25 protein-coding genes and 1 tRNA gene are annotated in these 23,286 nt (G+C 68.5%); 14 read left to right on the top strand and 12 right to left on the bottom strand.

Annotation, left to right across the window (positions count from 1 at the left end; translation table 11 throughout):
* Positions 1–265: 265 nt before the first annotated feature.
* Positions 266–829 (top strand): hypothetical protein, encoded by a 564-nt coding sequence (locus ABFG95_RS12960; protein WP_054417875.1) that lies wholly within the window; start codon positions 266–268, stop codon positions 827–829.
* Positions 830–902: 73 nt separating this feature from the next.
* On the opposite strand, the gene ABFG95_RS12955 is transcribed toward ABFG95_RS12960, so the two are convergent.
* A complete protein-coding gene (locus tag ABFG95_RS12955; RefSeq protein WP_049076739.1) occupies positions 903–1,352 on the bottom strand; it encodes a helix-turn-helix transcriptional regulator in 450 nt (149 codons plus the stop codon).
* A gap of 139 nt (positions 1,353–1,491) precedes the next feature.
* On the opposite strand from ABFG95_RS12955, the gene ABFG95_RS12950 reads away from it, so the two are divergent.
* Complete coding sequence (locus ABFG95_RS12950) at positions 1,492–2,136, top strand: winged helix-turn-helix domain-containing protein (RefSeq protein WP_231891625.1); 645 nt, start codon at positions 1,492–1,494, stop codon at positions 2,134–2,136.
* 13 nt (positions 2,137–2,149) lie between these two features.
* On the opposite strand, the gene proB is transcribed toward ABFG95_RS12950, so the two are convergent.
* The 4 genes from proB to rplU all read right to left on the bottom strand — a co-directional run bounded on the left by proB (position 2,150) and on the right by rplU (position 5,432).
* Positions 2,150–3,286, bottom strand: coding sequence for a glutamate 5-kinase (gene proB, locus ABFG95_RS12945; protein WP_049076734.1), 1,137 nt, complete (start codon positions 3,284–3,286; stop codon positions 2,150–2,152).
* A gap of 58 nt (positions 3,287–3,344) precedes the next feature.
* Complete coding sequence (obgE, locus tag ABFG95_RS12940; RefSeq protein ID WP_049076732.1) at positions 3,345–4,481, bottom strand: GTPase ObgE; 1,137 nt, start codon at positions 4,479–4,481, stop codon at positions 3,345–3,347.
* 343 nt (positions 4,482–4,824) lie between these two features.
* Positions 4,825–5,085 (bottom strand): 50S ribosomal protein L27, encoded by a 261-nt coding sequence (gene rpmA, locus ABFG95_RS12935; protein ID WP_006389959.1) that lies wholly within the window; start codon positions 5,083–5,085, stop codon positions 4,825–4,827.
* 35 nt (positions 5,086–5,120) lie between these two features.
* Positions 5,121–5,432, bottom strand: coding sequence for a 50S ribosomal protein L21 (gene rplU / locus ABFG95_RS12930; RefSeq protein ID WP_006389960.1), 312 nt, complete (start codon positions 5,430–5,432; stop codon positions 5,121–5,123).
* Positions 5,433–5,875: 443 nt separating this feature from the next.
* Between rplU and ispB the strand changes: the two genes are divergently transcribed.
* The 3 genes from ispB to ABFG95_RS12915 all read left to right on the top strand — a co-directional run bounded on the left by ispB (position 5,876) and on the right by ABFG95_RS12915 (position 7,809).
* A complete protein-coding gene (gene ispB, locus ABFG95_RS12925) occupies positions 5,876–6,841 on the top strand; it encodes an octaprenyl diphosphate synthase (protein ID WP_054417878.1) in 966 nt (321 codons plus the stop codon).
* 161 nt (positions 6,842–7,002) lie between these two features.
* Positions 7,003–7,079: transfer RNA gene (locus tag ABFG95_RS12920), tRNA-Pro, on the top strand.
* Between the two features lie 115 nt (positions 7,080–7,194).
* Positions 7,195–7,809: a DUF3182 family protein gene (locus tag ABFG95_RS12915; RefSeq protein WP_175144684.1), complete on the top strand. Its 615-nt coding sequence runs from the start codon at positions 7,195–7,197 to the stop codon at positions 7,807–7,809.
* 73 nt (positions 7,810–7,882) lie between these two features.
* Here the strand turns inward: ABFG95_RS12915 and ABFG95_RS12910 are convergent, their stop codons facing one another.
* The 4 genes from ABFG95_RS12910 to ABFG95_RS12895 all read right to left on the bottom strand — a co-directional run bounded on the left by ABFG95_RS12910 (position 7,883) and on the right by ABFG95_RS12895 (position 11,854).
* Positions 7,883–8,698 carry a carbon-nitrogen hydrolase family protein gene (locus ABFG95_RS12910; protein ID WP_348996006.1) on the bottom strand — a complete coding sequence of 272 codons (816 nt, stop codon included), beginning with the start codon at positions 8,696–8,698 and terminating at the stop codon, positions 7,883–7,885.
* A 12-nt stretch (positions 8,699–8,710) separates the two neighbouring features.
* On the bottom strand, positions 8,711–9,574 hold the full coding sequence (locus ABFG95_RS12905; RefSeq protein WP_348996005.1) for a serine hydrolase: 864 nt from the start codon (positions 9,572–9,574) through the stop codon (positions 8,711–8,713).
* A gap of 11 nt (positions 9,575–9,585) precedes the next feature.
* Positions 9,586–11,031 carry a gluconate:proton symporter gene (locus ABFG95_RS12900; protein WP_059272758.1) on the bottom strand — a complete coding sequence of 482 codons (1,446 nt, stop codon included), beginning with the start codon at positions 11,029–11,031 and terminating at the stop codon, positions 9,586–9,588.
* Between the two features lie 436 nt (positions 11,032–11,467).
* Complete coding sequence (locus ABFG95_RS12895; RefSeq protein ID WP_068952894.1) at positions 11,468–11,854, bottom strand: MerR family transcriptional regulator; 387 nt, start codon at positions 11,852–11,854, stop codon at positions 11,468–11,470.
* A gap of 90 nt (positions 11,855–11,944) precedes the next feature.
* On the opposite strand from ABFG95_RS12895, the gene ABFG95_RS12890 reads away from it, so the two are divergent.
* Positions 11,945–12,853: an alpha/beta hydrolase gene (locus ABFG95_RS12890; protein WP_054417883.1), complete on the top strand. Its 909-nt coding sequence runs from the start codon at positions 11,945–11,947 to the stop codon at positions 12,851–12,853.
* 48 nt (positions 12,854–12,901) lie between these two features.
* On the opposite strand, the gene ABFG95_RS12885 is transcribed toward ABFG95_RS12890, so the two are convergent.
* Positions 12,902–13,336, bottom strand: coding sequence for a hypothetical protein (locus ABFG95_RS12885; protein ID WP_278991351.1), 435 nt, complete (start codon positions 13,334–13,336; stop codon positions 12,902–12,904).
* A 194-nt stretch (positions 13,337–13,530) separates the two neighbouring features.
* Between ABFG95_RS12885 and ABFG95_RS12880 the strand changes: the two genes are divergently transcribed.
* The 6 genes from ABFG95_RS12880 (at position 13,531) to otnK (ending at position 18,752) form a co-directional block, all read left to right on the top strand.
* Positions 13,531–13,977, top strand: a complete 447-nt coding sequence (locus ABFG95_RS12880; RefSeq protein WP_049076714.1) for a hypothetical protein — start codon at positions 13,531–13,533, stop codon at positions 13,975–13,977.
* 178 nt (positions 13,978–14,155) lie between these two features.
* The gene (locus tag ABFG95_RS12875) at positions 14,156–14,794 is read left to right on the top strand and encodes an aldolase (protein WP_348996004.1); all 639 of its coding nucleotides are present in this window, start codon (positions 14,156–14,158) and stop codon (positions 14,792–14,794) included.
* A gap of 31 nt (positions 14,795–14,825) precedes the next feature.
* Complete coding sequence (otnI, locus tag ABFG95_RS12870) at positions 14,826–15,617, top strand: 2-oxo-tetronate isomerase (protein ID WP_100505074.1); 792 nt, start codon at positions 14,826–14,828, stop codon at positions 15,615–15,617.
* Positions 15,614–16,591 (top strand): D-erythronate dehydrogenase, encoded by a 978-nt coding sequence (gene denD, locus ABFG95_RS12865; protein WP_059272752.1) that lies wholly within the window; start codon positions 15,614–15,616, stop codon positions 16,589–16,591. Before otnI ends, denD begins: the two co-directional genes overlap by 4 nt.
* Positions 16,588–17,493 (top strand): L-threonate dehydrogenase, encoded by a 906-nt coding sequence (gene ltnD / locus ABFG95_RS12860; protein WP_049076707.1) that lies wholly within the window; start codon positions 16,588–16,590, stop codon positions 17,491–17,493. The genes denD and ltnD overlap by 4 nt, the downstream gene beginning before the upstream one ends.
* Positions 17,490–18,752: a 3-oxo-tetronate kinase gene (gene otnK, locus ABFG95_RS12855; RefSeq protein ID WP_348996003.1), complete on the top strand. Its 1,263-nt coding sequence runs from the start codon at positions 17,490–17,492 to the stop codon at positions 18,750–18,752. The genes ltnD and otnK overlap by 4 nt, the downstream gene beginning before the upstream one ends.
* A gap of 46 nt (positions 18,753–18,798) precedes the next feature.
* Here otnK and ABFG95_RS12850 read toward each other — a convergent pair whose 3' ends face one another.
* On the bottom strand, positions 18,799–19,506 hold the full coding sequence (locus ABFG95_RS12850) for a FadR/GntR family transcriptional regulator (RefSeq protein WP_049076702.1): 708 nt from the start codon (positions 19,504–19,506) through the stop codon (positions 18,799–18,801).
* 49 nt (positions 19,507–19,555) lie between these two features.
* A complete protein-coding gene (locus tag ABFG95_RS12845; RefSeq protein ID WP_348996002.1) occupies positions 19,556–20,476 on the bottom strand; it encodes a LysR substrate-binding domain-containing protein in 921 nt (306 codons plus the stop codon).
* A 176-nt stretch (positions 20,477–20,652) separates the two neighbouring features.
* On the opposite strand from ABFG95_RS12845, the gene ABFG95_RS12840 reads away from it, so the two are divergent.
* Both ABFG95_RS12840 and ABFG95_RS12835 read left to right on the top strand, forming a co-directional pair.
* Complete coding sequence (locus ABFG95_RS12840; RefSeq protein WP_348996001.1) at positions 20,653–21,984, top strand: MFS transporter; 1,332 nt, start codon at positions 20,653–20,655, stop codon at positions 21,982–21,984.
* On the top strand, positions 21,984–23,075 hold the full coding sequence (locus ABFG95_RS12835; RefSeq protein ID WP_348996000.1) for a M14 family metallopeptidase: 1,092 nt from the start codon (positions 21,984–21,986) through the stop codon (positions 23,073–23,075). Before ABFG95_RS12840 ends, ABFG95_RS12835 begins: the two co-directional genes overlap by 1 nt.
* Positions 23,076–23,286: the final 211 nt, after the last annotated feature.

Here is a 23,286-nt window from a genome sequence, read left to right as displayed (position 1 = left end):
GGGACTCTCTCAACACGTCGGGCCGTTCGGCGCGACGAGTACCCCTGCGCGAAAGCGAAGTATAGAGCCTGCCCGGCCGCCAAGCGAATGCGGGTCGATGCTGCGCCGCCGCAGCGCGGTCGCCGGGACGACCTGGGGTGGCTGGTAGTACCGGTTTACATTTGGAATCAGACTGCGGAGACAGTGCCATATAGGTTCTGTACACTTTTTCTCGTCAGCCGGCGGTCCGTCCGCAGGCCCCAGTCCACTCAAGAAGGAAACGAGCATGCAACTGACCCTACGCAAATTGGCGCCCGCCCTGGTGGTCATGACCCTTGCGCTTGCGGGTTGCAAGACCGCCCCGACCAAATCCGGCGCCGCCGCCACGCCCGACGCGACGGGCCAGCAGCAGCCGTCCGCGCAGCAGCCCGCCACCGCATCGGTGGTCGAGTTCTATGTGGCCCAGACCCAGTCCGCCCCGGGCCTGGTCGAAGTGAGCCTGCCCGACGGCAAGCTGTACATGCAACAGCAGCCCGTGCTGACGCGCGCCGACCTGACCGAAGCCGCCGCGCTGGTCGATCGCCAGGGCGCCAACTTCGTCGGACTGCGTTTCTCCGAAGCTGGCGCGCGCAAGCTCAATGACGTCAGCAGCCAGAACGTCGGCAACATGCTGGCGCTGGTGATCGACCGCGAACTGATCGCCGCGCCGCGTATCGGCGAACCGCTGAACCGTGGCGTGCTGGCCTTCGGCGTGCCCTCGGCCCAGGCCGCTTCCGACATCGCCGCCAAGATCCGTGGCGAAAGCGCCCCGCCCGCCGGAGGCGCCGCGCCGGCGCCCGCCAAGCCCTGAGCGGCGCAGGCACAAAAAAGCCCGGCGATGCCGGGCTTTTTTTATCCCGCTGACGACCGAGGGCCGGGGCGGGTCAGGACTTGCGGCCGCGTGGCTTGATGCCGCGGCGCGCCTGGGCCGATTCGATGAAGGTCTGCGTCAGCGCTTCGAGCGTGTTCCGGTCGTCCGCCGTCAGCGTATCGAACTGTGCCGGCGAGATGTTGGGATAGGGCCATGGGGCCAGCGGACGCGCGCGCCGCGTCATGCCGCGTGGCAATGGTTCGGACACGCCGGTGGCCGGCAGCGTGTCGCTCAGGTCGTAGCTTTCCATGGGCAGTTCCATGGGGCCCTTGCCCGTCTCCAGCCATTCGAGTTCCACCTTCAGGACCTGCGCCAACTTGCGCAGTGAACGGCTCGAATGCCGCAGCCCGCTCTCATAGCTGCCGATCGCGCTCTGCGACAGGCGGGCCATGCGCGCGAGGGTTTTCTGCGTGTAGCCACGCAGAAGACGGGCGTGCTTCAGTCGGTCTGAAAAAGTTTTCACGCGTCGATTGAAGCTTGCACCGTAGGTACTTTGGTGGATATAAATATTACTTAAGTGATAACTTCGGAAAGGCAGTGCCATGCAGGAAAGAGGTTACGTCCTGGTCGTGCAACTTGGTGGAATGCCATGCAATAAGTTCGTGCATACCTTGCGCCAATTCCAGTGGGAGGTCGGTCTGTGCCGCTCCCCGGATGGGGTGTTGGCCCGCTTGCGCAACGAGCCCGCTGACGTGGTGGTGCTGCGGGGCTCGGCCGACAATCTGACTGAACTGATCGCCGCGTTGCGCCGCGCCTCACCCAACTGCGCGGTGGTCTGGCAATCGCCCGACGACTCACCCCAGGCGCGCATCGCCGCGCTCGATGCCGGTGCGCACGTTTGCGTGCCGGCGCAGGCCAACATTCCGGAATGGGATGCCGTGCTGCGCAACCAGATCCGTTGCCAGCATCCCGCCGCGGATGCCATGCCGCGCTGGCGTGTCGATGGCCGCGCCCGGATGTTGTCAGGGCCGGCGGGAGAACGCCTGCCCCTTACCAATACCGAACGCGCCTTCTTCGTCAGCCTGCTGAACGCGCCGCACCAATGCCTGCCGCGCGAGGGCTTCTTCCCCGATGCCACGCGCGACCCGATGGACGGCGCGCGGCGCGTCGACGTGTTGGTCTCGCGCCTGCGCTCCAAGGCGCGCCGGCTCAACATCGACCTGCCGGTGCTGGCGGTGCGCGGATGGGGGTATATGTTGATGCCGCAAGGGGCGCCGCCCGGCCTGGGCGCGGTCGGGCAGGACTAGGCCCCCGCTTGCCTCAAAGCACGACCAGGTTGTCGCGATGCATCAGTTCCGGATCGGTCATGCTGCCCAGGATGCGGGCGATCTGCGATGACGGCTGGCGCAGAATGCGGCGGGTATCGGCCGACGAATAATTGATCAGGCCGCGCGCGCACTCGCGGCCCTGGCCGTCGACGCAGGCCACCACGTCGCCGCGGCCGAATTCGCCTTCCACATCGACCACGCCGATCGGCAGCAGGCTCTTGCCTTCGCGCAGCAATGCCTGCACGGCGCCATCGTCCAGCACCACACGGCCACGCAGGCGCAGGTGGTCGGCCAGCCATTGCTTGCGTGCCGACCAGACCGGCAATACGGCGCGCAGTTCGCTGCCGATGCATTCGCCTTGCGCCAGGCGCGTCAGCACGTTGCGTTCGCGCCCCGAGGCGATCACGGTGTGCGCGCCGCTGTGCGCCGCGCGCTTGGCCGCCAGTACCTTGGTCAGCATGCCGCCGGTGCCGATGCCGCTGCCGGCGCCGCCAGCCATGGCTTCCAGCGCCGGATCGCCGGCCTGGACGTGGGCCATGAACTTGGCGTCCGGATTCTTGCGCGGGTCGGAGTCGTACAGGCCGCGCTGGTCGGTCAGGATGATCAGCGTGTCGGCTTCGATCAGGTTGGTGACCAGTGCGCCCAGCGTGTCGTTGTCGCCGAGCCGGATTTCGTCGGTGACCACCGTGTCGTTTTCGTTGACGATCGGCACCACGCCCAGGCGCAGCAGCGCGAACAGCGTGCTGCGTGCGTTCAGGTAGCGGTGACGGTCGGCCAGGTCTTCGTGGGTCAGCAGGATCTGCGCGGTGCGCAGGCCGTATTCGGCGAACGCCGCTTCGTAGGCCTGGCACAAGCCCATCTGGCCCACGGCGGCCGCGGCCTGCAGTTCGTGCATTACCGACGGCCGCTTGCGCCAGCCCAGGCGGGCCATGCCTTCGGCAATGGCGCCGCTGGATACCAGCACGACCTGTTTGCCCTGCTTGTGCAGCGCGGCGATCTGGGCCGCCCAGTGCGCCACGGCAGCGCGATCCAGGCCTCGGCCTTCATTGGTGACCAGCGATGAGCCGACCTTGGCGACGAGGCGCTGGGCGTGGGTGACGACGGAAACGGCGGGTGATTCGGCAGACATGATGGCGGCGGGCTGCGGCGCGAGAAAAGGCGTAATCGAACGAGATTGCGATTATGGCTTATTCGTCGCCGCGCGGCGCGGCCGGCTTGTGGTCGGCGTCGCTGCGGGTGTCGTCGAAGCGCGGGTCTTCGGCGACGTAGGTGCCGTCGGCCTGGTCCTGCGCCAGCTGTTCCTTTTCGCGCTCGGCGTCCAGGTAGTCCTGCAGCGCGTAGATCAGGTCCTGGGTGCCATCGCCGGACAGGCCGGAGATGCCGAACACCGGGCCTTTCCAGTCGTACAGCTCGATGAAGCGGCGCTTGGTGTCCTCGGGATCGGCCACCATGTCCAGCTTGTTCAGCACCAGCCAGCGCGGCTTGGCGGCCAGCTCGGGATCGTAGCGGCGCAGTTCCTCGACGATGGCGCGGGCGTCGACCACGGCCTGCTCCACGGGATCGGCGTCGGGATCGGGGGTGGACACGTCCACCAGGTGCAGCAGCACGCGGGTGCGCGCCAGGTGGCGCAGGAACAGGTGGCCCAGGCCGGCGCCTTCGGAGGCGCCTTCGATCAGGCCAGGAATGTCGGCCACCACGAAGCTGCGCGACGGCGAGGTGCGCACCACGCCCAGGTTCGGGTGCAGCGTCGTGAACGGGTAGTCGGCGATCTTCGGCTTGGCGTTGGAGATGCGGGTGATCAGCGTGGACTTGCCGGCGTTGGGCAGGCCCAGCAGGCCGACGTCGGCCAGCACCTTCAGTTCCATGCGCAGGTAGCGGTGTTCGCCTTCCTTGCCGGGGGTCCATTGGCGCGGGGCGCGGTTGACGCTGGACTTGAAGTGCATGTTGCCCATGCCGCCCTGGCCGCCGGCGGCCAGCACGACCTTCTGGTCGTGGCGGTTCAGGTCGAACAGGACTTCGCCGGTCTCGGCGTCATGGATGATGGTGCCGACGGGCACGCGCAGCGTGATGTCGGGAGCGGCCGCGCCGTACTGGTCCGAGCCGCGGCCGTTTTCGCCGTTCTTGGCGCGGTGCAGGCGCGCATAGCGGAAGTCGATCAGCGTGTTGATGTTGCGATCGGCCACGGCGAAGATGCTGCCGCCGCGTCCGCCGTCGCCGCCGTCCGGGCCGCCCTTGGGAATGAATTTCTCGCGGCGAAAGCTCGCCACGCCATTGCCGCCTTTGCCGGCGACGACTTCGATGGTGGCTTCGTCTACGAATTTCATGATGTCTGCGCGTGTATGAATTAGAGGGCTGTGCCGCCGTGGCGGGGCATTGCCGGGAGGGCAGGGCGGAACACTCCGCTCATTCTGCCTTAAAACCGCCCGGCCTCGCGGCCGGCGGGTTCGCCATCGGGTGGCGCGGGCCGCCGCGTATTCGCGGTGGCCGGGGAGGGGAAAGGCCCCCACGCGGCGCCTTCGGCTTGCTGCCCCCCCGAGGGGGCTTTTTCATCTCGAGGCGGCTCGGCGATGAAAAAGCCCTGCCGCACGCGACAGGGCTTTGCCGTTCTGGCCGGCGGCGGATCGCTGAGGCGACCGCGCCGCTGGCCGGATCGTGCGGCGTCGAGGATTACTCGGCGGCGACGATCGAAACGGTTTGCTTGTTCAACGCGCCCTTGAAGCCGAATTGAACCTTGCCGTCGACCAGCGCGAACAGGGTGTGGTCCTTGCCCATGCCGACGTTCACGCCAGCGTGGAAACGGGTGCCGCGCTGACGCACGATGATCGAACCAGCGGGAATCAGTTCACCGCCGAAAGCCTTGACGCCCAGACGCTTCGATTCTGAGTCGCGTCCGTTTCGCGTAGAGCCGCCGCCCTTTTTCTGTGCCATGTTTAGCTCCTGCTAATGTGGTGCCGAGTCGCGTCTTAAGCCGTGATGGCTTCGATGCGGATTTCGGTGTAGTTCTGACGGTGGCCCTGACGCTTCTGATAGTGCTTGCGACGGCGCATCTTGAAGATCTTGACCTTGTCGTGGCGGCCTTGCGCAAGAACCGTTGCCTTGATCACGGCGCCGGCGACGAGGGGCGTACCAACTTTCAGTTGGTCGCCTTCGCCCACGGACAGCACTTGATCCAGGGTGATTTCTTGCCCAATGTCAGCCGGTATCTGTTCTACCTTGAGTTTTTCGCCAATGGCAACACGGTACTGCTTGCCACCGGTTTTTACGACCGCGTACATGGGGTATTCCTTAAATAGGTAAATGGGTTCATTCGCTTGCCGGCCCTGCTGGGCTGGCAGTACCTGCCTGGGGTTGCCACGATGGGGTTGCCACGATGGGTTGCCAAGGCTGGGCGTGCGTAATTCACCGACGTAATTCGGCCATCTCTGACCGAATCCGGGATATTAGCCCGCGGGCGGGGAAAAGTCAAAAAGCGCTTGCAGGCTAAGGGCTTAGGTGTGGCCTGGGCGCCGCGTCGGGGGGGCTGGCGACCAAGAAAACGGGGGCGGGGCGATTCGAAACGGGGTGGCGGACGGGGCGTCCGCGCCCCGGGCAGGGGTGTCGCTACGTCCGGCTTTGGTTCCTGACAGCCCGTATAATCGCTGGTCGAATCCCTCCGCCATGCCGGCGGCCCAGCGGTAAGAGCTGTTGTGAACGGCTCGTTTCACTCTCCGGATACGTCTTGAATCTCCCCGCGCTCATTGCCCCCATAGTTGACGATATGAAAGCCGTCGATGCGGTTATCCGCGAGCGGCTGAATTCCGATGTGGTGCTGATCCGTACGATCGGCGACTACATCATTGGCGCGGGCGGCAAGCGCATGCGCCCGGCGATGGTGCTGATGGTGGCCCGGGCCCTGGGGTATCAGGGGACGCACCACCAGTTGCTGGCCGCCGTGGTGGAATTCATCCATACCGCGACCCTGCTGCATGATGACGTGGTCGACGAGTCCGACCTGCGCCGTGGCCGGGAAACCGCCAACGCGGTGTTCGGCAACGCCGCCAGTGTGCTGGTGGGGGACTATCTGTATTCGCGTTCGTTCGAGATGATGGTCGAGGCCGACTCGATGCGCATCATGAGCATCCTGTCCGAGGCCACCACGGTGATCGCCGAGGGCGAGGTGCTGCAGTTGCTGAACGTGCACGATCCGGATGTCTCGCAGGAGCGCTACCTGCAGGTCGTGCGCTACAAGACCGCCAAGCTGTTCGAGGCCGCTGCGCAGGTCGGCGCGGTGCTGGCCGGCGCCACGCCCGAGCAGGAAGCCGCGGCCGCCGCCTATGGTCGCCACGTGGGCACGGCTTTCCAATTGGTGGACGACGTGCTCGACTACAGCGGCGACGCCGCCGCGCTGGGCAAGAACGTGGGCGACGATCTGCGCGAGGGCAAGCCCACGCTGCCGCTGATCCGCGTGATGGAAGTGGGCACGCCGGCACAGCAGCAATTGATCCGCGACGCCATCAAGACGGGCGACGCCGACTTCGCCGCCGTGGCCGCCGCCATCCAGGCGACGGACGCGCTGGAGCACGCCCGCCAGGCCGCCGTGGCCGAGGCGGATCGGGCCCGCGAAGCACTTTCTTCGTATCCCGTTTCCCCTTTTCTAAATTCTCTGTTAGAATTCTGCGCTTTCGCGGTGAATCGAGATCGCTAGTTGAAAACAGCACTGCAAGCGCTGCTTTGAGCAAGGTTGGAATTCAAAAGGCGGGAAGGGTAAAACCTTCAAGCCGAAGCGAAAAGATGATTTGGTTGCACTGAGCGCAACGAAGTCAGTAGCTGTAAGGTGTGGGAGATGTATAAGCCCATGCCCAGACTCGGGGCGTAGCTCAGCCTGGTAGAGTACTGCGTTCGGGACGCAGGAGTCGGAGGTTCGAATCCTCTCGCCCCGACCACTTATCTGTGGTCGAATTCTTGAAGGTGTTTCCCGACACCTTTGGCTGAAAGCCGGTACCGCGCAAGCGTTGCCGGCTTTTTTGCGTGGGCACGCCGTTTGCTGGCGTGGCGCCCATGAACTCGTTTTCTCTTGCAGACGGCCCGCTCGTGGTCGCTTATCCTCGCCGCGCCCGGGCGTCCGAGCACGAAGTGGCGTCGCATGACGCCCTGGCGGCGCGTCTGGCCGCGCTGTTGGGCGGGCGCCATGTTCCCGATTACCGGCCCAGTCGCCATCGCGGCGGCCCGGTGCCGTATTACGTGCCTGACCGCAGTATCGCCGGGGCGGCGCGCGCGACCATCCTGGGTATCGCGGGCATCGCCGACCTCTATGGTGGGGTCGTGCCGCATGCCTTCGTCGCCACCAAATCCATCAGCCATGGCCTGGCGCGGCCGGATGCCAGCGTCTACGTCGCGCCGGAAGAGAACCGCGCGTTGAAGGCGTGCACGGCGTTCGCCGGCGACGTGCTGTTGGTCGAGGCGGAACACGACAGCTATATCCCGCATTCGACCATCATGAGCTATCGCTCCGCGTTTCGCCGATCGCACTCGTTGACGCACCGGATCATCGACGGCGCCGACCACGCGCTGACGGAAAAACCGGCGCAACGCGCCTATACCTCGATACTGGTGAACTGGGTGACCGAAATGGTCATGGGCGCCCGCATGGGCGAGGGGCGGGCGCGCTATTGAGCGGCGGCGTTAGGGTGGGTGCGCATCAGGGAAGGCCGGCAACGACGCCGGCCGTTTTCTCTCGCGGCGCGGGTCAACCCGGGTAGAGATCGGGGCGGCGATGCGCCCAGGCCGGCAGGCCGGCGCGCAGCGTGGCCACGCGCTGCGGGTCGAGGTCGGCCATGACATAGCCGGTGCGGTCCGGCATGCAGGCCAGCACCGTGCCCCAGGGGTCGATGATCATGCTGCGGCCGAGGCAGGGCAGGCCCGGGCCGTCGCCGCCGATCTGGGCGGCGGCGATCACGTAGCACTGGTTCTCGATGGCGCGGGCGCGCAGCAGGGTTTCCCAATGATCGCGCCCGGTGTGCAGGTTGAAGGCCGCGGGCACCACCAGCACGTTGGCGCCGCGTGCGCGCAGCGCGCGGTAGAGTTCGGCGAAACGCAGGTCGTAGCAGATGCTCAGGCCCAGCGTCAGGCCCGCGGCCTCGACGGTCCGCAGGTGCGCGCCGGGCGCGAAGTCGGCGGATTCGCGGTAAGGAATGCCGTCGACCACCGCGTCGTACAGGTGGACCTTGCGGTAGGAGGCGGCGATGCTGCCGTCCGGGGCGAAGGTGACGCCGGTGTTGCCGAGCCGGTCCTGGTCCGCCAGGCGTTCATGCATCGAGCCCAGGTGGATCCAGCAAGCGTGGCGTTGCGCCAGCGCGGCGATGCGCGCCGTGACCGCGCCGGGGATCGGACTGGCGGCGGCGCGCAGCGTTGGCGTGTCGCCGCGCACATCGCTGTACTCGGGCGTGACAATCAGTTTCGCGCCGTCGTTGGCCGCGGCCGTTATCCAATGTTCCAGCGCCGCCAGGTTGGCATCGCGGTCACGGCGGCTATCGAGCTGGATGGCTGCCACTCTGATGGACATGCGGGCTCCTTGTCAGTGTGTGTGTGCCTGGGCTTTCAGGCCGAGCGCGACCGCGCGCGCGATCTGCCCCAGCAGGGTTGCGCCTTCGCCGCCCTGAAGCGTCTGCGCGGTCTGCCAGTCGGTGAAGCCGTCGGCCAGCACCGCCAGCACCACGCTGCGGTCCGCCACGGTGAGGATGCCGGCGTCATGGCGCAGGCCCGGCAGCTGGCCGGCCTTGCTGGCCAGGTGGGCCGGCGCCGGCAGCGCGGCGCCGAAGTGGGCGCGTTCGCGCTGGTCGGCCAGCAGGTCGAGCGCGAAGGTCCGCAGGGGCGGCGGCAGCATGCCGTCGCGCAGCATCCAGCAGAGCGCGGCGGTGGCGTCGCCGGCGCTGGTGTAGTTGTCGCGGCCGGCTTCGCGCGCGGCGGCGTCCATCATGCGGCGCTGCAGGCAGGTCGCCTCCAGGTTGGCGCGCTGATTCCATTGATTGATCGCGTCGGAGCCCAACAGATCGATCAGCGCGTTGGTGGCGACGTTGTCGCTGAGCACGATCATCAGCCGCGCCAGTTCGGCCAGCGACAGGGTGGTGACACTGGGCAACTGGGCGAGGATGCCGGTGCCGCCGGCGCGCTCGGCGCATGCGGGCAGGGCCAGCGGCTGTTCGAGCGCGTAGCGGCCCTTGGCCACCGCTTCGAGCAGCGCCAGCAGGATGGGCACCTTGATGATGCTGGCCGATGGCTGCACGCGGTCGGCGTGGCGCGCCAGCACGACGCCGCCATCCAGGTCGCGCAGGCTCAGCGAGACCCGCGCGGGCGTGGACGCGAGCAAAGGCGTCAGCGCCGCGTCGACGTGCTGGCGCAAGGCGTCGCGGTCCAGCGCTTGCGGTCCCAAGGGGAACATGGTCGATCTCCTCAGACCAGGAAGAAGAACAGGGACGAGAACAGGCAGAGGTTCACCAGGATCACCGCCCAGCCGTTGTAGAGCATGTATTTGAGCTCGCCCGAGCGCGCCAGGCCCATCTGGCCGAACATGTCCGAGGTGGGGAACGGACCGAACCAGTCGATCTGCGAACTGCCCAGGATAACCGCCGTGGTGGCCGCAGGGCCGACGCCGGCGGCCGCCAGCAACGGGCCGAAGATCTTGGCGGTGAAGGTCATCTGCGCCACCGCCGCGCCGGGGATGTGGCCGATCACGTTGAACCACAGCACGATGACGCACAGCATGGCGCCGCTGATGCCGGCCAGGTGCGGCTTGGCCAGCTCCAGCACGGCGTGGTAGGCGTTGAGCTGGTCCACCAGCACCAGCACCGGATTGAACAGCCAGAAGAGGAAGAAGATCCAGATCAGTTTGCCGGCGCCCGCGTACATCGCCTGCAGAATCGCGCGCGGACCCATGCCGCCGGCCAGCCCGGTGGTGGTGGCCAGCGCCACCATGACGATGATGGCGAAGGCATAACCCGCCTTGGCGAGCACGCCGACGATCGCCAGGAGAACGATGGTCAGGCAGAACGCCCACGCCGCCCGCACGGCGCTGCGCGAGGGGGCCGCATCGAGGTCGAAGGCGGCCGCGCCGGCGCCGGCTTCGTCGTATTGGTGGCTGGCCTCGGTCTTTTTCTGGATGCGGCCCGACATGAACCAGCCGGCCAGCAGCGTCGCCACGGCCATCGGGATGCCCGCCACCATCAGGTACTGCGGATAGCTCAGTCCGGTCAGGCCGGTCACCGTGACCACGTTGGGCGTGAAGGGGCCCAGCACCAGTCCGGCGGAGCCCGCGGTCTGGAACAGGGCGGCCACCGTGGGCGGCGACAGGCGCACGGCGGCGGCGATCGGAATGACCACCGCGGCGATGATGGCGTTGCCGCCCGCCAGGGTGCCCAGGGCGCCGCAGATCAGGGTCGACGTCACCATGATCCCCAGGCGCACGCGCACCTGGTTCGACAGGCCGATGCGGCGCACGATGGCGCGCACCATCTGTTCCGCGGCGCCGGTGCGCGCGGCGACTTCGCCCACGCCGGCGCCCAGCACGATGATCAGGCCGACCACCGCGATGAACGAGCCCAGCGATTCGGCCAGCAGCTTGCCCATGGCGATGGGCGTGGTGCCGGTCATGATGGCGCCGAGCACGATGGCGGCGATGGTGGACAGCACGATGTCCACGCCCAGCAGCGCGATGATGGCGAACACCAGCACGGGCGTCAGGCCCCACAGGCTGGCCTGGCCCGGCATGGCGTAGTGGGTATAAAGCGCGATGGCCAGTCCGACCAGGAATACCGCGATGGCGGCATTGCGCCGGCGCGGGTGCAGCGTGCCGCCGGCGGGCGGGCGTGGCGCCGCCGCCGTCTGTGCCAATGAGGTCATGTCTTCTCCGTCCCTATCATCTCTGTGGCCAGGCCGTGACGCGCTGCGCGTCCGGCGGTTGTCGGCCTATTGTTGTGATCCTGCCTTGCAATGTTGCAGGCATGGATGCCCAGCGGTCCAACGTCCAGGCCGCCGGGCCCCATCGGTGGGCCTGACGCTGGACGGTGAGAGTGTGGGCGCGGCGGGCGACAGGTTCAAATGAGTGGAGCGGGTGCGGCCATAACCAAAGGTTATGCGTTCGGCGCGGTGGTATCGCCGTCAGTGACCGCGACGTCATGCCGAAACGGTTGGCGGTGGAGGGCGAAGCGCGCGTCCGCGATCGCTGGCAGGCGGTGTTCCCGGACCTGCGCCGGTCGATGGCGGCCAGGGCGGCGATGGATTCCTGGCGGGGTGCGCGCGGCAGGAGCGCGCCTGCGCGCCGCAGGGCGTGGCGCCGCTATCGCCGGGGCGCCGCCGCGCCCTCGGCCAGCATCTGGCGCAGGCGGGCGCGGCGGCGTTCGAGGTCGGCGATCTGTCGTTCGACCGAGGCCAGCCGCTGGCGTTGCACCGCGGAGGTTTCCGGGCAGGCGGCCGCGCCTTCGATCATGCGCATGCAATCGGGAAAGCCCTGGATCTCGGCAAGGCTGAAGCCGGTCGCGATCAGGCGCTGGATCTGCCGCACCTGGCCGATCGCCGCGGGCGCGAAGCTGCGGTAGCCGTTGTCGGCTCGGGTGCAGGTCAGCAGGCCGTGCGCGTCGTAATGGCGGATCGAGCGCAGGCTGGCGCCGGTGGCGCGGGCGAGGGCGCCGATCGACATCGGCTTGGCGGCGGGCTGGGGTGTCATGGCAAACATTCACGAAACGACCGCTTGACTCTAACACCGGTGTGACGGTTGAGACTGTGATTCCCCTTTTGTCTTCCAGGAGTCAGTTCCATGCCGGGCCGCCTGTTTTTCCGCTGCTTGCGCCACCTGCTGGTGGCCGTCGCCCTGCTGTCGACGAACGCCTTGGCGTTTGCCGACAGCCGTCAGTACACCGCCGTCGCGCCGGATGGCGTGACCCTTGCCATCCAGGAGGCCGGCGATCCGGCCGGCCCCGCCATCGTGTTCATCCACGGTCTGCTGGGCAGCCGCCTCAGCTGGGAGGCGCAGTTGTCCAGCCCGTTGTTGCAGCGCTATCGCCTGATCACCTACGACCTGCGCGGCCATGGCCAGTCCGGCAAGCCGACCGCGCCGCTGGCCTACACCGACGGACGCCGCTGGGCCGACGACCTGGCGACCGTGATCGCGGCCTCGGGCGCGCGCCGGCCCGTGCTGGTGGGGTGGTCGCTGGGCGCGGCCGTGACCACCAACTACCTGGCCGCGCATGGCGACGCGGACATTGCCGGCGCGGTCTACGTCGGGGGCGTGATCGAACTGCAGGCCAGCCAGATCGCGTCGCACCCGGCGGTGTATCGCGGCATGGCGTCGGCCGACCTGAAGACGCACCTGGACGCCGAGCGCGCCTTTCTGGCGCTGTGCTTCGCGACGCAGCCGGACGCGGCCACGTTCGAACGCCTGTTGGCCAATGCCGCCCTGGCCTCGTCCGAGATGCAGGCCGCGGTGCCGGCCATGACGATCGCGGCGCGCGAAGGGTTGGGCGCGATGCACAAGCCGCTGTGGCTCATCTATGGCGCGCGCGATGCGCTGGTGCGCGCCGTGCCGTCGATGGAACGGGCCCGGCAACTGAATCCGCGCCTGCGGACCACGCTGTATGCGACGGCGGGACACGCGCCGTTCGTGGAAGAGGCCGAGCGGTTCAACCGGGACCTGGCGGCCTTCGTCGACGCGGCCGCCAGGCGCTGACGTTCGCGGTGCGCGGAGGCCGTCGGCCGCGGCCGGGCGCGGATCGGCTCAAGCGCCGGGAGACGGCGTGGATCGCTTGGTGGGCCGGGTGGGGAAGTCGCCCGGCGTGCTGCCTTCGTCGTCCACCGTGAGGCCGCCGCCGGAAGTGATGCCGTGGGCGATCTCGTCGGCGGATTTGCCGGCAAAGCCGTGTTCGCCAGCGACGATGCGGAAGCTGTCGCCTTCCAGCGGGCTTTGCAGCGTGGCCGAGGAAAGCAGCACGCCATTCGAGCGCAGCTGGATGCGTTTGCCGACGCGGTCGCGGGTGAAGTCGGCCAGGGCCTGGCGGCTGTCGGGGTGCAGCACCACGTCGACGTAGCGCATCGACGTCTGCGGGTCGATACCGGCGGTGGCCTTCTCCGCCCGCAGGGTCACGCTTTCGGCGTGGGTTGCGGCGGCGGCCAGCAGCAGGGCGGCGCAGGCGAGGGATCGGAAAGCGGTCATGGGCGGGCTCCGGGTGGCGGGCGGATCGATGACAACATCCTAGCCCGATCGGCGCCGGCGCATATTACGACTTGTATGCGAACGCTGGCATTGCCCGCCGCCGGTCACGGTTTGGCGATTCCTGTCAGGCCGCTAATATGGCGGCTCGATGAACGCTCCCGGCCGTGACCGGCCGCCCCGAGGAAACCCACGCCATGAAGCCGTCCGCCCCCTGGTTCCTGTCCTGCCTGCTGTTGGCGGGCGCCGCCCATGCGGGCTCGGCGCCGGCCGAGTTGTCGTGTGTTTCGGAAAGCGGCAAGGTGGCGCTGCGAGGCACCATCCCGTCGCCGTCGTCCGAGGAACTCAGCCTGACGCTGACGTACGGCAACGCCAAGCAGGCTTTTGATTCCGGCGATGATCCGGCCTACGTGGTGTCGGATTTCCCGCTGGGCGTGTTCACGCTGGTCGCGCCGGACGACACCTGGCCGCTGACGCTGTATGCGTTGCCGGCCACCGTTGCGGTCAAGAAGGTCGCCAATGGCGATATCGCGGGCACCTTCCAGGCCAAGCTGACCGGGCCGCGCCCGGGGGGAACGACCGCTTCGGGAATGGGCAACCCGCTCACGGCGATCCTGAATTGCGATTACCGGTATTCGCTGTAACGGCCGCTGTAGCGGCCGGCGCCCGGTAGCCGCGCCGGGGCGCGGGCCGCCCCATCGGGTAATCCCGCTACCGGGGATTTCGGCAAAATTTGTATGATGACCCTATGAATTTTCCGAGGGAGATCCGCATGCCGCAAGTCGTTTTCGTCGCCCGAGGCCGTGTCGCGGGCGGCGCTCGATGACGCCGGAAGCCCGTATCCGCGAGGAAATCTGCACGGTCGGCGCCAGCCTCTACCAACGCGGCTACACCGTCGGCGCGGCAGGCAACATCAGCGCGCGGCTCGATGACGGCTGGCTGATCACCCCCACCGATGCCTGCCTGGGCCGGCTCGATCCGGCCGAACTGGCCAAGGTCGATCTGGCCGGCAACCACGTCTCGGGCGGCAAACCGTCCAAGACCCTGGCGCTGCACCAGGGCATCTACCAGGCCGACCCGGCCACGCGCGGCGTGGTGCATACGCATTCGACTCATCTGGTGGCGTTGACGCTGGCGGGAGTCTGGCGCCAGGACGAAGTGCTGCCGCCGATCACGCCCTATCAGGTGATGAAGGTCGGCCGCATTCCCCTGATTCCCTATCGGCGTCCCGGCGACCCGGCGGCGGCCGCGCAGGTGGCGGCGTTGGCCGCCCAGGTGCGCGGGGTGCTGTTCGAGCGCCTGGGGCCGGTGGTGTGGGAGCGTTCGGTGTCGCAGGCCTCCTACGCGTTGGAGGAACTGGAGGAAACCGCGCGCCTGTGGCTGATGGCCCAGCCGCGCCCCGCCCCCTTGTCCGAGGCCGCCATCGACGAACTGCGCGCCGTGTTCGGTGCGCGCTACTGACTCGCGCCCACCTCAACCCGAAGGAGCCGACATGCCGCGCCTGGCCGCGAACCTGAGCATGATGTACGCGGAGCACCCGTTTCTGGAGCGATTCGCCGCCGCCGCGCGCGACGGCTTCCAGGGCGTGGAGTTCCTGTTTCCCTACGATCATCCGGCCGCGGAAATCCGCGCGCGCCTGGACAGCCACGGACTGGCGCAGGCGCTGTTCAACGCGCCGCCGGGCGACTGGGCCGGCGGCGAGCGCGGGATCGCCGCGTTGCCGGGCCGCGAGGACGAGTTCCGCCGCGGACTGGACCGGGCGCTGGAGTACGCGACGGCCTTGGGCAATCGCAGCCTGCATGTGATGGCCGGGCTGGTCCCCGCCGGGCAGGACCGCGCCGCGCATCGCCAGGTGTATCTGCGCAACCTGGAACTCGCCGCGCGCGTTGCCGCCACGGCCGGCGTGACCATCCTGATCGAGCCGATCAATCCGCGCGACATGCCGGGCTATTTCCTGACGCGCCAGGACGAGGCCCAGGCGATCCGCGCCGAAGTCGGCGCCGACAACCTGCGGGTGCAGTTCGATTGCTACCACTGCCAGATCGTCGAGGGCGACCTGGCGGTGAAGCTGCGCCGCGACATGCCGGGCATCGGCCATATCCAGATCGCCGGCGTGCCGGATCGCCACGAGCCCGACCTGGGTGAACTGAACTACCCGTATCTGCTGGCGCTGGTCGACGCGCTGGGCTACACGGGCTGGATCGGCTGCGAGTACCGGCCCGCGGGCGACACCACGGCGGGACTGGGCTGGGCCAGCCCCTATCTCGCGGGAGGCGGGCGATGAAGATACTGATCACCGGCGGCGCTGGTTTCCTGGGCCAGCGCCTGGCGCGCAAGCTGCTGGAGCAGGGCCGCCTGTCGCTGGACGGCGAGCGCGCGCCCATCACCCAGATCGACCTGCTCGACGTCACCCGGACCGATGCCATCAACGACACGCGGGTGCGGTCGATCGAAGGCGACGTCGCGGATCCGGCCTGCCTGCAGGCCCTGATCGGCGCCGATACGGCGGTGATCTTCCACCTGGCGGCCATCGTCAGCGGTCAGGCCGAATCCGATTTCGACCTGGGCATGCGCATCAACCTGGATGCCTCGCGCGCGCTGCTGGAGGCGTGCCGCCAGCGCGGCCATCGGCCGCGGGTGGTGTTCACCAGTTCGGTGGCGGTGTACGGCGGGGCGTTGCCGGAAACGGTGCGCGACGACACCGCGCTCAATCCGCAATCTTCGTATGGCACGCAAAAGGCGATCGCCGAACTGCTGCTGGCCGACTACACGCGCCGCGGCTTCGTCGACGGCCGGGCGTTGCGCCTGCCCACGATCAGCGTGCGTCCGGGCCGGCCCAACGCGGCGGCCTCGTCGTTCGCCAGCGGCATCATCCGCGAACCGCTCAATGGCGAACCGGCGACCTGCCCGGTGGCCGCCGATACGCGTCTGTGGCTGTTGTCGCCGCGCCGCGCGGTGCAGGCGCTGATCGCCGGCTGCGAACTGGATGCGGGGGCGGTGGCGGATCGCCGGCCCATCAACCTGCCAGGGGTATCGGTGACCGCGGCGGAGATGGTGCGGGCCTTGCGCGAAATCGCGGGCGACGCGGTGGCCGACCGAGTCGGCTGGCAGGCCGATGCGCGGGTGCAGGCCATCGTCGGCAGCTGGCCGGGGCGTTGGGATACCGCGCGCGCGGCGGACCTGGGTTTGGCGGGTGACGGCGATTTCGCCGAAATCATCCGCGCCTATATCAGTGACGACTTGCGGGGGAAGGTATGAGCCAGTCCAACGAAGCGCGCGCGGTCGGTGTGATCGGCCTGGGGGCGATGGGCGCGGGCATCGCGCAGAGCCTGCGGCGCGGCGGGTGCCGGGTGCATGCCTATGACATCCGGCCCGGCGTCGCGGCGGCGTTCGCGGAACAGGGGGGCGTGGCTTGCGAGACGCTGGCGGACATGGCCGCCGCCTGCGACGTCGTGGTCAGCGTGGTGGTGAACGCGCAGCAGACCGAAAGCGTGCTGTTTGGCGAAGGCGGCATTGCCACCGCCCTGCGGCCCGGCAGCGTGTTCGTGATGTGCTCGACGGTGGACCCGGCCTGGTCGAGCGCGCTGGAGTCGCGCCTGGCCGCGCAGGGCATCCACTACCTGGACGCGCCGATCTCTGGCGGCGCCGCCAAGGCCGCCGCGGGCCAGATGACCATGATGACCGCCGGCGCCCCGGCCGCCTACGCCGCCTGCGGCAACGTGCTGGAGGCCATGGCGGGCAAGGTCTACCGCTTGGGCGAGCGCGCCGGCGCGGGCAGCAAGGTCAAGATCATCAATCAGCTGCTGGCCGGCGTGCACATCGCCGTCGCGGCCGAGGCCATGGCGTTGGGTCTGCGCGAAGGGGTCGACGCCGCTGCCTTGTACGAGGTGATCACCCACAGCGCCGGCAACAGCTGGATGTTCGAGAACCGCATGGCGCACGTGCTGGCGGGCGACTACACGCCGCTGTCGGCGGTGGATATCTTCGTGAAGGACCTGGGGCTGGTGCTGGACACCGCGCGCCACAGCAGGTTTCCGCTGCCGCTGGCGTCCACCGCGCACCAGATGTTCATGCAGGCGTCGGCTGCCGGGCACGGGCGGGAGGACGACAGCGCGGTCATCAAGATCTTTCCCGGAATCACCCTGCCGGAGTCCGCATGACGATCAAACTGGGCTGCATCGCCGACGACTTCACTGGCGCCACCGACCTGGCCAACAACCTGGTGCGCGCCGGCATGCGCACCGTGCAGGCCATCGGTGTGCCGAGCGGGCCCCTGGAGACGCCGGCGGACGCGGTGGTGGTGGCGCTCAAGACCCGCACCTTGCCCGCCGACGAGGCGGTGGCGCAATCGCTGGCGGCGCTGGCCTGGCTGCGGGCGCAGGGCGCCGGGCAGATCTATTTCAAGTACTGCTCGACCTTCGATAGCACGGCGCAGGGCAACATCGGCCCGGTGGCCGACGCGTTGATGGCGGCGCTGGAGACGGATTTCACCATCGCCACGCCGGCCTTTCCCGACAACCAGCGCACGGTGTTCAAGGGCTATCTGTTCGCCGGCGACGTGCTGCTGAATGAGTCGGGCATGCAGCATCATCCCTTGACCCCGATGACCGATCCGAACCTGGTGCGGGTGTTGTCGGCGCAGACCCGCCGCAAGGTCGGCCTGATCGACTATGCGGTGGTGGCGCGTGGCAGCGATGCGATTCGCGGCCGCATCGACGCGCTGCGAAGCGAAGGCGTGGAGATCGCCATTGTGGATGCCATCTCCAATGACGACCTGTTGGCGCTGGGGCCGGCGCTCAAGGACATGCCGCTGGTGACGGCCGGGTCGGGCGTGGCGATCGGCCTGCCCGGCAACTGGGGCCTGGCGCCGGGCGCGGCCGCCGCATTGCCCCGCGAGCCGGGCGCCCAGGCGGTGGTGGCGGGCAGTTGCTCAAGCGCGACCCAGGGCCAGGTGGCCGCGTTTATCGCGGCGGGCCGGCCGGCGCTGGCGCTTGATCCATTGCGTCTCGCCGCGGGCGACGATGTCGTGGCGCAGGCGCTGGCCTGGGCCGCGCCGCGCCTGTCCGACGGCCCGCTCTTGATCTATTCCACGGCACGGCCCGATGCCGTGCAGGCGGCGCAGGCCAGCCTGGGCGCGGCGCGCGCCGGCGCGCTGGTCGAGGAGGCCATCGCGCGGATCGCGGCGGGCCTGGCGCGGCTCGGGGTGCGGCAGTTGATCGTCGCCGGGGGCGAGACCTCGGGCGCGGTGGTGCAGGCGCTGGGGCTGACGCAACTGGCTATCGGTGAGCAGATCGATCCGGGCGTGCCGTGGTGCGCCGGCTACGCGCAGGCGGCGCAAGCGCGCATCAGCATCGCGTTGAAGTCGGGCAATTTCGGCGGCGTTGATTTCTTCACGCGGGCCTTCCGCCGGGCTGTCTGATGATCAATCGCTGATTCCCGTGCCGCGCCCTGGCGCGCCGGTGCGTTCAACGATGCGCCTGACGCAGTCGCTTGGCGGCGTTGACCATGTGGATGCGCGCGGCTTCGCGCGCCGCTTCCACGTCCTGGCGCCGGATGGCTTCGACGATGGCTTCGTGTTCCCGCAGCACCGCGCGCATCTGGTCGGCGTGGCGCGCCTCGTTGCCGCGCGTGACGCGGGTGGCGGCTTCGAGATACTGGCTGACGAAGGCCAGGGTGGCGAGAAAATACGGATTGCCGGTGGCGCGGGCGATGCTGCGATGGAAGGCCACGTCTTGCGCGACGCCGTCGCCGCCGTTGTCCACCGCCGCGGTGATGGCGGCCAGCGCGTCGTCGATGGCGGCCATGTCGCGCTTGCCGCGCTGGGCGGCCGCCTGCGCCGCGATTTCGGTTTCCAGCGCGCGGCGCAGATCGACGACGTGCAGCACCGCGTCCAGTGAGCCCAATTCGGCCGCGTCGATGCGCAACGCGCGGTTGCCGCCCTGGCCGGTGACGAATACGCCGCTGCCCTGGCGCGCTTCGACGATGCCGTCCTGGCGCAGGCGCGACACCGCTTCGCGGATGACGGTGCGGCTGACGCCGAATTGCTCGGCCAGACGGGTTTCGGTGGGCAGTTTTTCGCCGGGCAGCACGCGGCCCGCGTCGATCTCGGCGAGCAACTGCTTGGCCACTGTGTCGGTCAGCGAGGGAGGCGCGTGGAGTCGGGGAAAGGCCATGGCATGGGGCCGTGAGAAGAGGGCGCGGCACCGCCCCGGGACAGGGGCTTCATGATAACCCGGCGGCTCCGGCCGCCGCGCGGGCGCGGTTCAGGCAGTCGATGAAAAGCTGCGCGGCCGGCGTCGGCGGGGAGTCGGTGCGCGTCAGGATCGATACCCGCGCCGCCGGCAGCGGGTGCGCCAGCGGCAGGATGCACAAGGACGTCGGCGCCAGCACGCGGTGCAGGCCATTGCGCACGAAAAACCCGACCGCGTCGCTCTGTCCCAGGATCGCCAGGGCGATGGCGATGGACTGGCACGGGATCACATCGGCGGGCGGCGGCAGGCCGCGTTCGGCGTAGGCCAGGCGCAGCAGATTGGTGGGCGTCTGCGTATTGCCGGGCATCAGCCATAGCAGGTCGCGCAGCTCGGCCAGGTCGGTTGCGTGGCGCAGGGGATGGTCGGCGCGCGCGCCCACCGCCAGCGGCAGGGTGAACAGGGTGGTGCGGGCAAAGCCGTCGTAGATGTCGCCGTCGTATTCGGTCTGGACCACGAGGTCGTAGCGGCCCGTCTCCAGCTGTTCATGGCTGTAGGGCGGCGCCACCTCATGAAAGGCTACCGCGACGCGCGGCATGCGGGCGCGGAACGCCGCCAGCGCGGCCGGCAGTATCGGCAGCACCGACGAACTGATGGCCAGGTTGAGCGTGCCGCCCTCGCCGTCGCGCATCTGGTCGATGTCTTCCTGCGCGCGCCGCGCTTCCTGCAGGATCAGCACGGCGCGCTTGTGCAGCGCCTGGCCATAAGGCGTCAGCTCCACCCCCTTGGCGCTGCGCCGCACCAGTTCCGCGCCCAGGCTCTGTTCCAGTTCGCGCAGGCTGCGCGTGGCCGCCGGCTGGGTCACGCACAGGGCGCGGGCGGCGGCGCGGATGCTGCCATGTTCGGCGATCAGCACGAAGGCGCGCAACTGGCGCAGGTTCATCGGGGCGGGCACGGCGGGCTATAAGCAAAAGTCATCACTGCGCGAAAAATACTGTCTTTTGCGTTTCGGCGGCCATCCGTATATTCACTAGGGCCTGTCCACACTAAAAGGAGCTTTAGTGTGAACAGGCCCTAGCCACGGCTTCGGAAACACGGGCCGGCATAGAGATCGGACATCAAGGGGAAAACATGTCTATCGCCATCGCGGCCGGCGCCGGCGCGCGCAGCCTGCATACGCCATCCATGCGCCGGCGGGTCATCGCCGGCACCACCATCGGCAACGCGCTCGAATTCTTCGACTTCACGGTCTTCACCTTCCTGATGCTGGTCATCGGGCCGCTGTTCTTTCCGGCGGCCTCCAGCTACGGGCAATTGCTGCTGACCACGGCTACTTTCGGCGTCGGCTTCCTGATGCGGCCGGTGGGCGGCATGCTGATCGGCTCTTACGCCGACCGCCATGGCCGCCGCGCCGCCATGACCTTGACGCTGTGGTTGATGGGCCTGGGTTGTGCGCTGATCGCCGCCGCGCCCACCCATGCGCAGATGGGGCTGCTGGGGCCGGTGATGATGGTGCTGGCGCGGCTGATCCAAGGCTTCGCCGCCGGGGGCGAGGTCGGCGCCTCGACCACGTTGCTGGTCGAGCACGCGCCGCCGTCGCGGCGTGGGTTCTATTCCAGCTGGCAGTTCGGCAGCCAGTCCCTCGGCGTGGCGCTGGGGGCGGTGGTGGTGGGGACGCTGACCGCCGCGCTGACCGCCGAGCAGATGCAGGCCTGGGGCTGGCGCGTGCCGTTCGTGATCGGCATCCTGACGGTGCCGGTGGGCGCCTACATCCGCCGCAATCTCGAAGAGACGCTGCAAGTCGATGAGCCGGATGCGCGCCGGCCGCGCGGCGGCGGCCACCAGCCGCTGCGCCGCATCTTCGCCGAGCACAAGACCGAGGTCGCCAAGGGCATCCTGCTGATGATCGGCGGCATGGTCTGCGCGCAGATCATCGGCTTCTACATGCCGTCGTACGCGCATCGCGAACTGGGGTTGCCGGCGACCTCGACCTTGTCGGCCAGCGTGGTGGTGGGCGCGGTCGGCTTCCTGTTCGCGCCGCTGGTCGGCATGCTGGCCGACCGCGTCGGGCGCAAGCGGGTGATCTTCTGGTCGCGGGTGACGACGGTGGCGGTGCTGCTGCCGTGTTTCGAATGGCTGATCGCCGCGCCCAGCAGCATGCGGCTGATGCTGGTGGTGGCGCTGCTGTCGATCCTGCTGGCGCTGCAATCCGCGCCCGGCATCACCATGCTGCCCGAACTGTTCCCGAAGTCCGTGCGTACCACTGGCATGTCGGTGGTGTACGGTCTGGGGATTTCCGTGTTCGGCGGCTTCGCCCAATTCTTCGTGACCTGGCTGCTGCACGTGACCGGCAATCCCATGGCGCCCGCCTGGTACCTGATGGTGGCGGTGGCGCTTTCCACGGTGGTGTTGTTCTGGATCCGCGACCGCACCGGCGACGATATCGACAACCAGGAGGCCTGATGCAATCCGCTACGCCCTATTTTTCCCGCAGCTACGCCGAAGCGCGCGTGCGCTTCACGGCGGCGGCCCGGCCGCTGGCCGCGCAGTTCGCGTCCTATCCCGTCGCGCCCCTGGGGCGCGAGGGCGAGGCGCTGGCCACCGACGTGGCGCTGATCGGCGACAAGACAGCCACGCGCCTGCTGATCATGACTTCCGCGACCCACGGCGTGGAGGGCTTCTGTGGCTCGGGTTGCCAGCTGGCCCTGCTGGACGACGCCGAGATGCTGGAACGCGCGCGCCAGGCCGGCGTGGCGCTGTTGCTGGTGCATGCGGTGAACCCGCATGGCTTCTCGTGGATCGCGCGCACCGACGAGGGCAATGTCGACCTGAACCGCAACGCGCAGCCCTTTGACGGGCAGCCGTTGCCGGCCAATCCGGAGTACGGGCGCATCCACGAATTGCTGTTGCCCGAGCAGTGGCCGCCGTCGGACAGCAACCGCGAGCAGATCGCCGCCTACATCGCCGGAAACGGCCTGCCGGCCTTCAAGCAGGCCGTCACCCGCGGTCAATACACGCATGCCGATGGCCTGTTCTATGGCGGCGACCGCCCGGCCGCCTCGCTGTCGAACCTGCGCCGCATCCTCCAGCAGCATGCGGCCGCATACAGGCAGATCGGCTGGATCGACGTGCACACGGGGCTGGGACCGCGTGGCCATGGCGAGAAGATCTACGCGGGCCGCCGCGACGAGGCCGAAGTGGCGCGCGCGCGCCGCTGGTGGGGCACCGACATCGCCGTGCCGTACCAGGGCACGTCGGCCTCGGTGGACATTACCGGGCACCTGGCGGGCCTGATCTACCAGGCCTGCCCGGATTCGGTGCCGACGCTGATGGCGCTGGAATATGGCACGCAGCCCGCCGAGCAAGTGGTGGATGCGCTGCGTGGCCGCAATTGGCTGCGCGCGCATCCCGACGCCGCGCCGGCGCTGCGCGACCAGATCCTGCGCACGACGCTGGAAGCGTTCTATTGCGATGCGCCGGACTGGCATGGCGCGGTGCTCGGCCAGAGCCGGGTGGCGGTGCTGCAAGCCGTGCTGGGCCTGGCAGGGGACTGACACTTGCCGGCAAGGCCGATTCGCGGGAATCGGCCTTGCTTTGTATTCGAGATGTTATATCATCCTTCAGCTGGTTGTAATGATATAACATCAAAGAGGCTGAAAATGACAGGCAAGACGCAGGGAAAACAGGGGTTTCGGGAAAGGCGTGGCATGGCGCGGGCGGGGCGGATTGGCGGCGCGCGGGCGCTCAAGCCCCTGGTCTGCTCCT

The sequence above is a fragment of the Achromobacter sp. HNDS-1 genome (assembly GCF_040084795.1).
GTDB lineage: Bacteria > Pseudomonadota > Gammaproteobacteria > Burkholderiales > Burkholderiaceae_B > Achromobacter > Achromobacter ruhlandii.
Note: the sequence above shows the minus strand (reverse complement) of the source record. Positions and strands in the feature narration are given on the sequence as shown.

Bases quoted from the DNA above. Each gene is read 5' to 3' on its own strand.
- ABFG95_RS12960 (WP_054417875.1), top strand. From the start codon at position 266: ATGCAACTGACCCTACGCAAATTGGCGCCCGCCCTGGTGGTCATGACC.
- proB (WP_049076734.1), bottom strand. From the start codon at position 3,286: ATGTCTGCCGAATCACCCGCCGTTTCCGTCGTCACCCACGCCCAGCGC.
- obgE (WP_049076732.1), bottom strand. From the start codon at position 4,481: ATGAAATTCGTAGACGAAGCCACCATCGAAGTCGTCGCCGGCAAAGGC.
- rpmA (WP_006389959.1), bottom strand. From the start codon at position 5,085: ATGGCACAGAAAAAGGGCGGCGGCTCTACGCGAAACGGACGCGACTCA.
- rplU (WP_006389960.1), bottom strand. From the start codon at position 5,432: ATGTACGCGGTCGTAAAAACCGGTGGCAAGCAGTACCGTGTTGCCATT.
- ABFG95_RS12915 (WP_175144684.1), top strand. From the start codon at position 7,195: ATGAACTCGTTTTCTCTTGCAGACGGCCCGCTCGTGGTCGCTTATCCT.
- ABFG95_RS12910 (WP_348996006.1), bottom strand. From the start codon at position 8,698: ATGTCCATCAGAGTGGCAGCCATCCAGCTCGATAGCCGCCGTGACCGC.
- ABFG95_RS12905 (WP_348996005.1), bottom strand. From the start codon at position 9,574: ATGTTCCCCTTGGGACCGCAAGCGCTGGACCGCGACGCCTTGCGCCAG.
- ABFG95_RS12900 (WP_059272758.1), bottom strand. From the start codon at position 11,031: ATGACCTCATTGGCACAGACGGCGGCGGCGCCACGCCCGCCCGCCGGC.
- ABFG95_RS12895 (WP_068952894.1), bottom strand. From the start codon at position 11,854: ATGACACCCCAGCCCGCCGCCAAGCCGATGTCGATCGGCGCCCTCGCC.
- ABFG95_RS12890 (WP_054417883.1), top strand. From the start codon at position 11,945: ATGCCGGGCCGCCTGTTTTTCCGCTGCTTGCGCCACCTGCTGGTGGCC.
- ABFG95_RS12885 (WP_278991351.1), bottom strand. From the start codon at position 13,336: ATGACCGCTTTCCGATCCCTCGCCTGCGCCGCCCTGCTGCTGGCCGCC.
- ABFG95_RS12880 (WP_049076714.1), top strand. From the start codon at position 13,531: ATGAAGCCGTCCGCCCCCTGGTTCCTGTCCTGCCTGCTGTTGGCGGGC.
- ABFG95_RS12875 (WP_348996004.1), top strand. From the start codon at position 14,156: ATGACGCCGGAAGCCCGTATCCGCGAGGAAATCTGCACGGTCGGCGCC.
- otnI (WP_100505074.1), top strand. From the start codon at position 14,826: ATGCCGCGCCTGGCCGCGAACCTGAGCATGATGTACGCGGAGCACCCG.
- denD (WP_059272752.1), top strand. From the start codon at position 15,614: ATGAAGATACTGATCACCGGCGGCGCTGGTTTCCTGGGCCAGCGCCTG.
- ltnD (WP_049076707.1), top strand. From the start codon at position 16,588: ATGAGCCAGTCCAACGAAGCGCGCGCGGTCGGTGTGATCGGCCTGGGG.
- otnK (WP_348996003.1), top strand. From the start codon at position 17,490: ATGACGATCAAACTGGGCTGCATCGCCGACGACTTCACTGGCGCCACC.
- ABFG95_RS12850 (WP_049076702.1), bottom strand. From the start codon at position 19,506: ATGGCCTTTCCCCGACTCCACGCGCCTCCCTCGCTGACCGACACAGTG.
- ABFG95_RS12840 (WP_348996001.1), top strand. From the start codon at position 20,653: ATGTCTATCGCCATCGCGGCCGGCGCCGGCGCGCGCAGCCTGCATACG.
- ABFG95_RS12835 (WP_348996000.1), top strand. From the start codon at position 21,984: ATGCAATCCGCTACGCCCTATTTTTCCCGCAGCTACGCCGAAGCGCGC.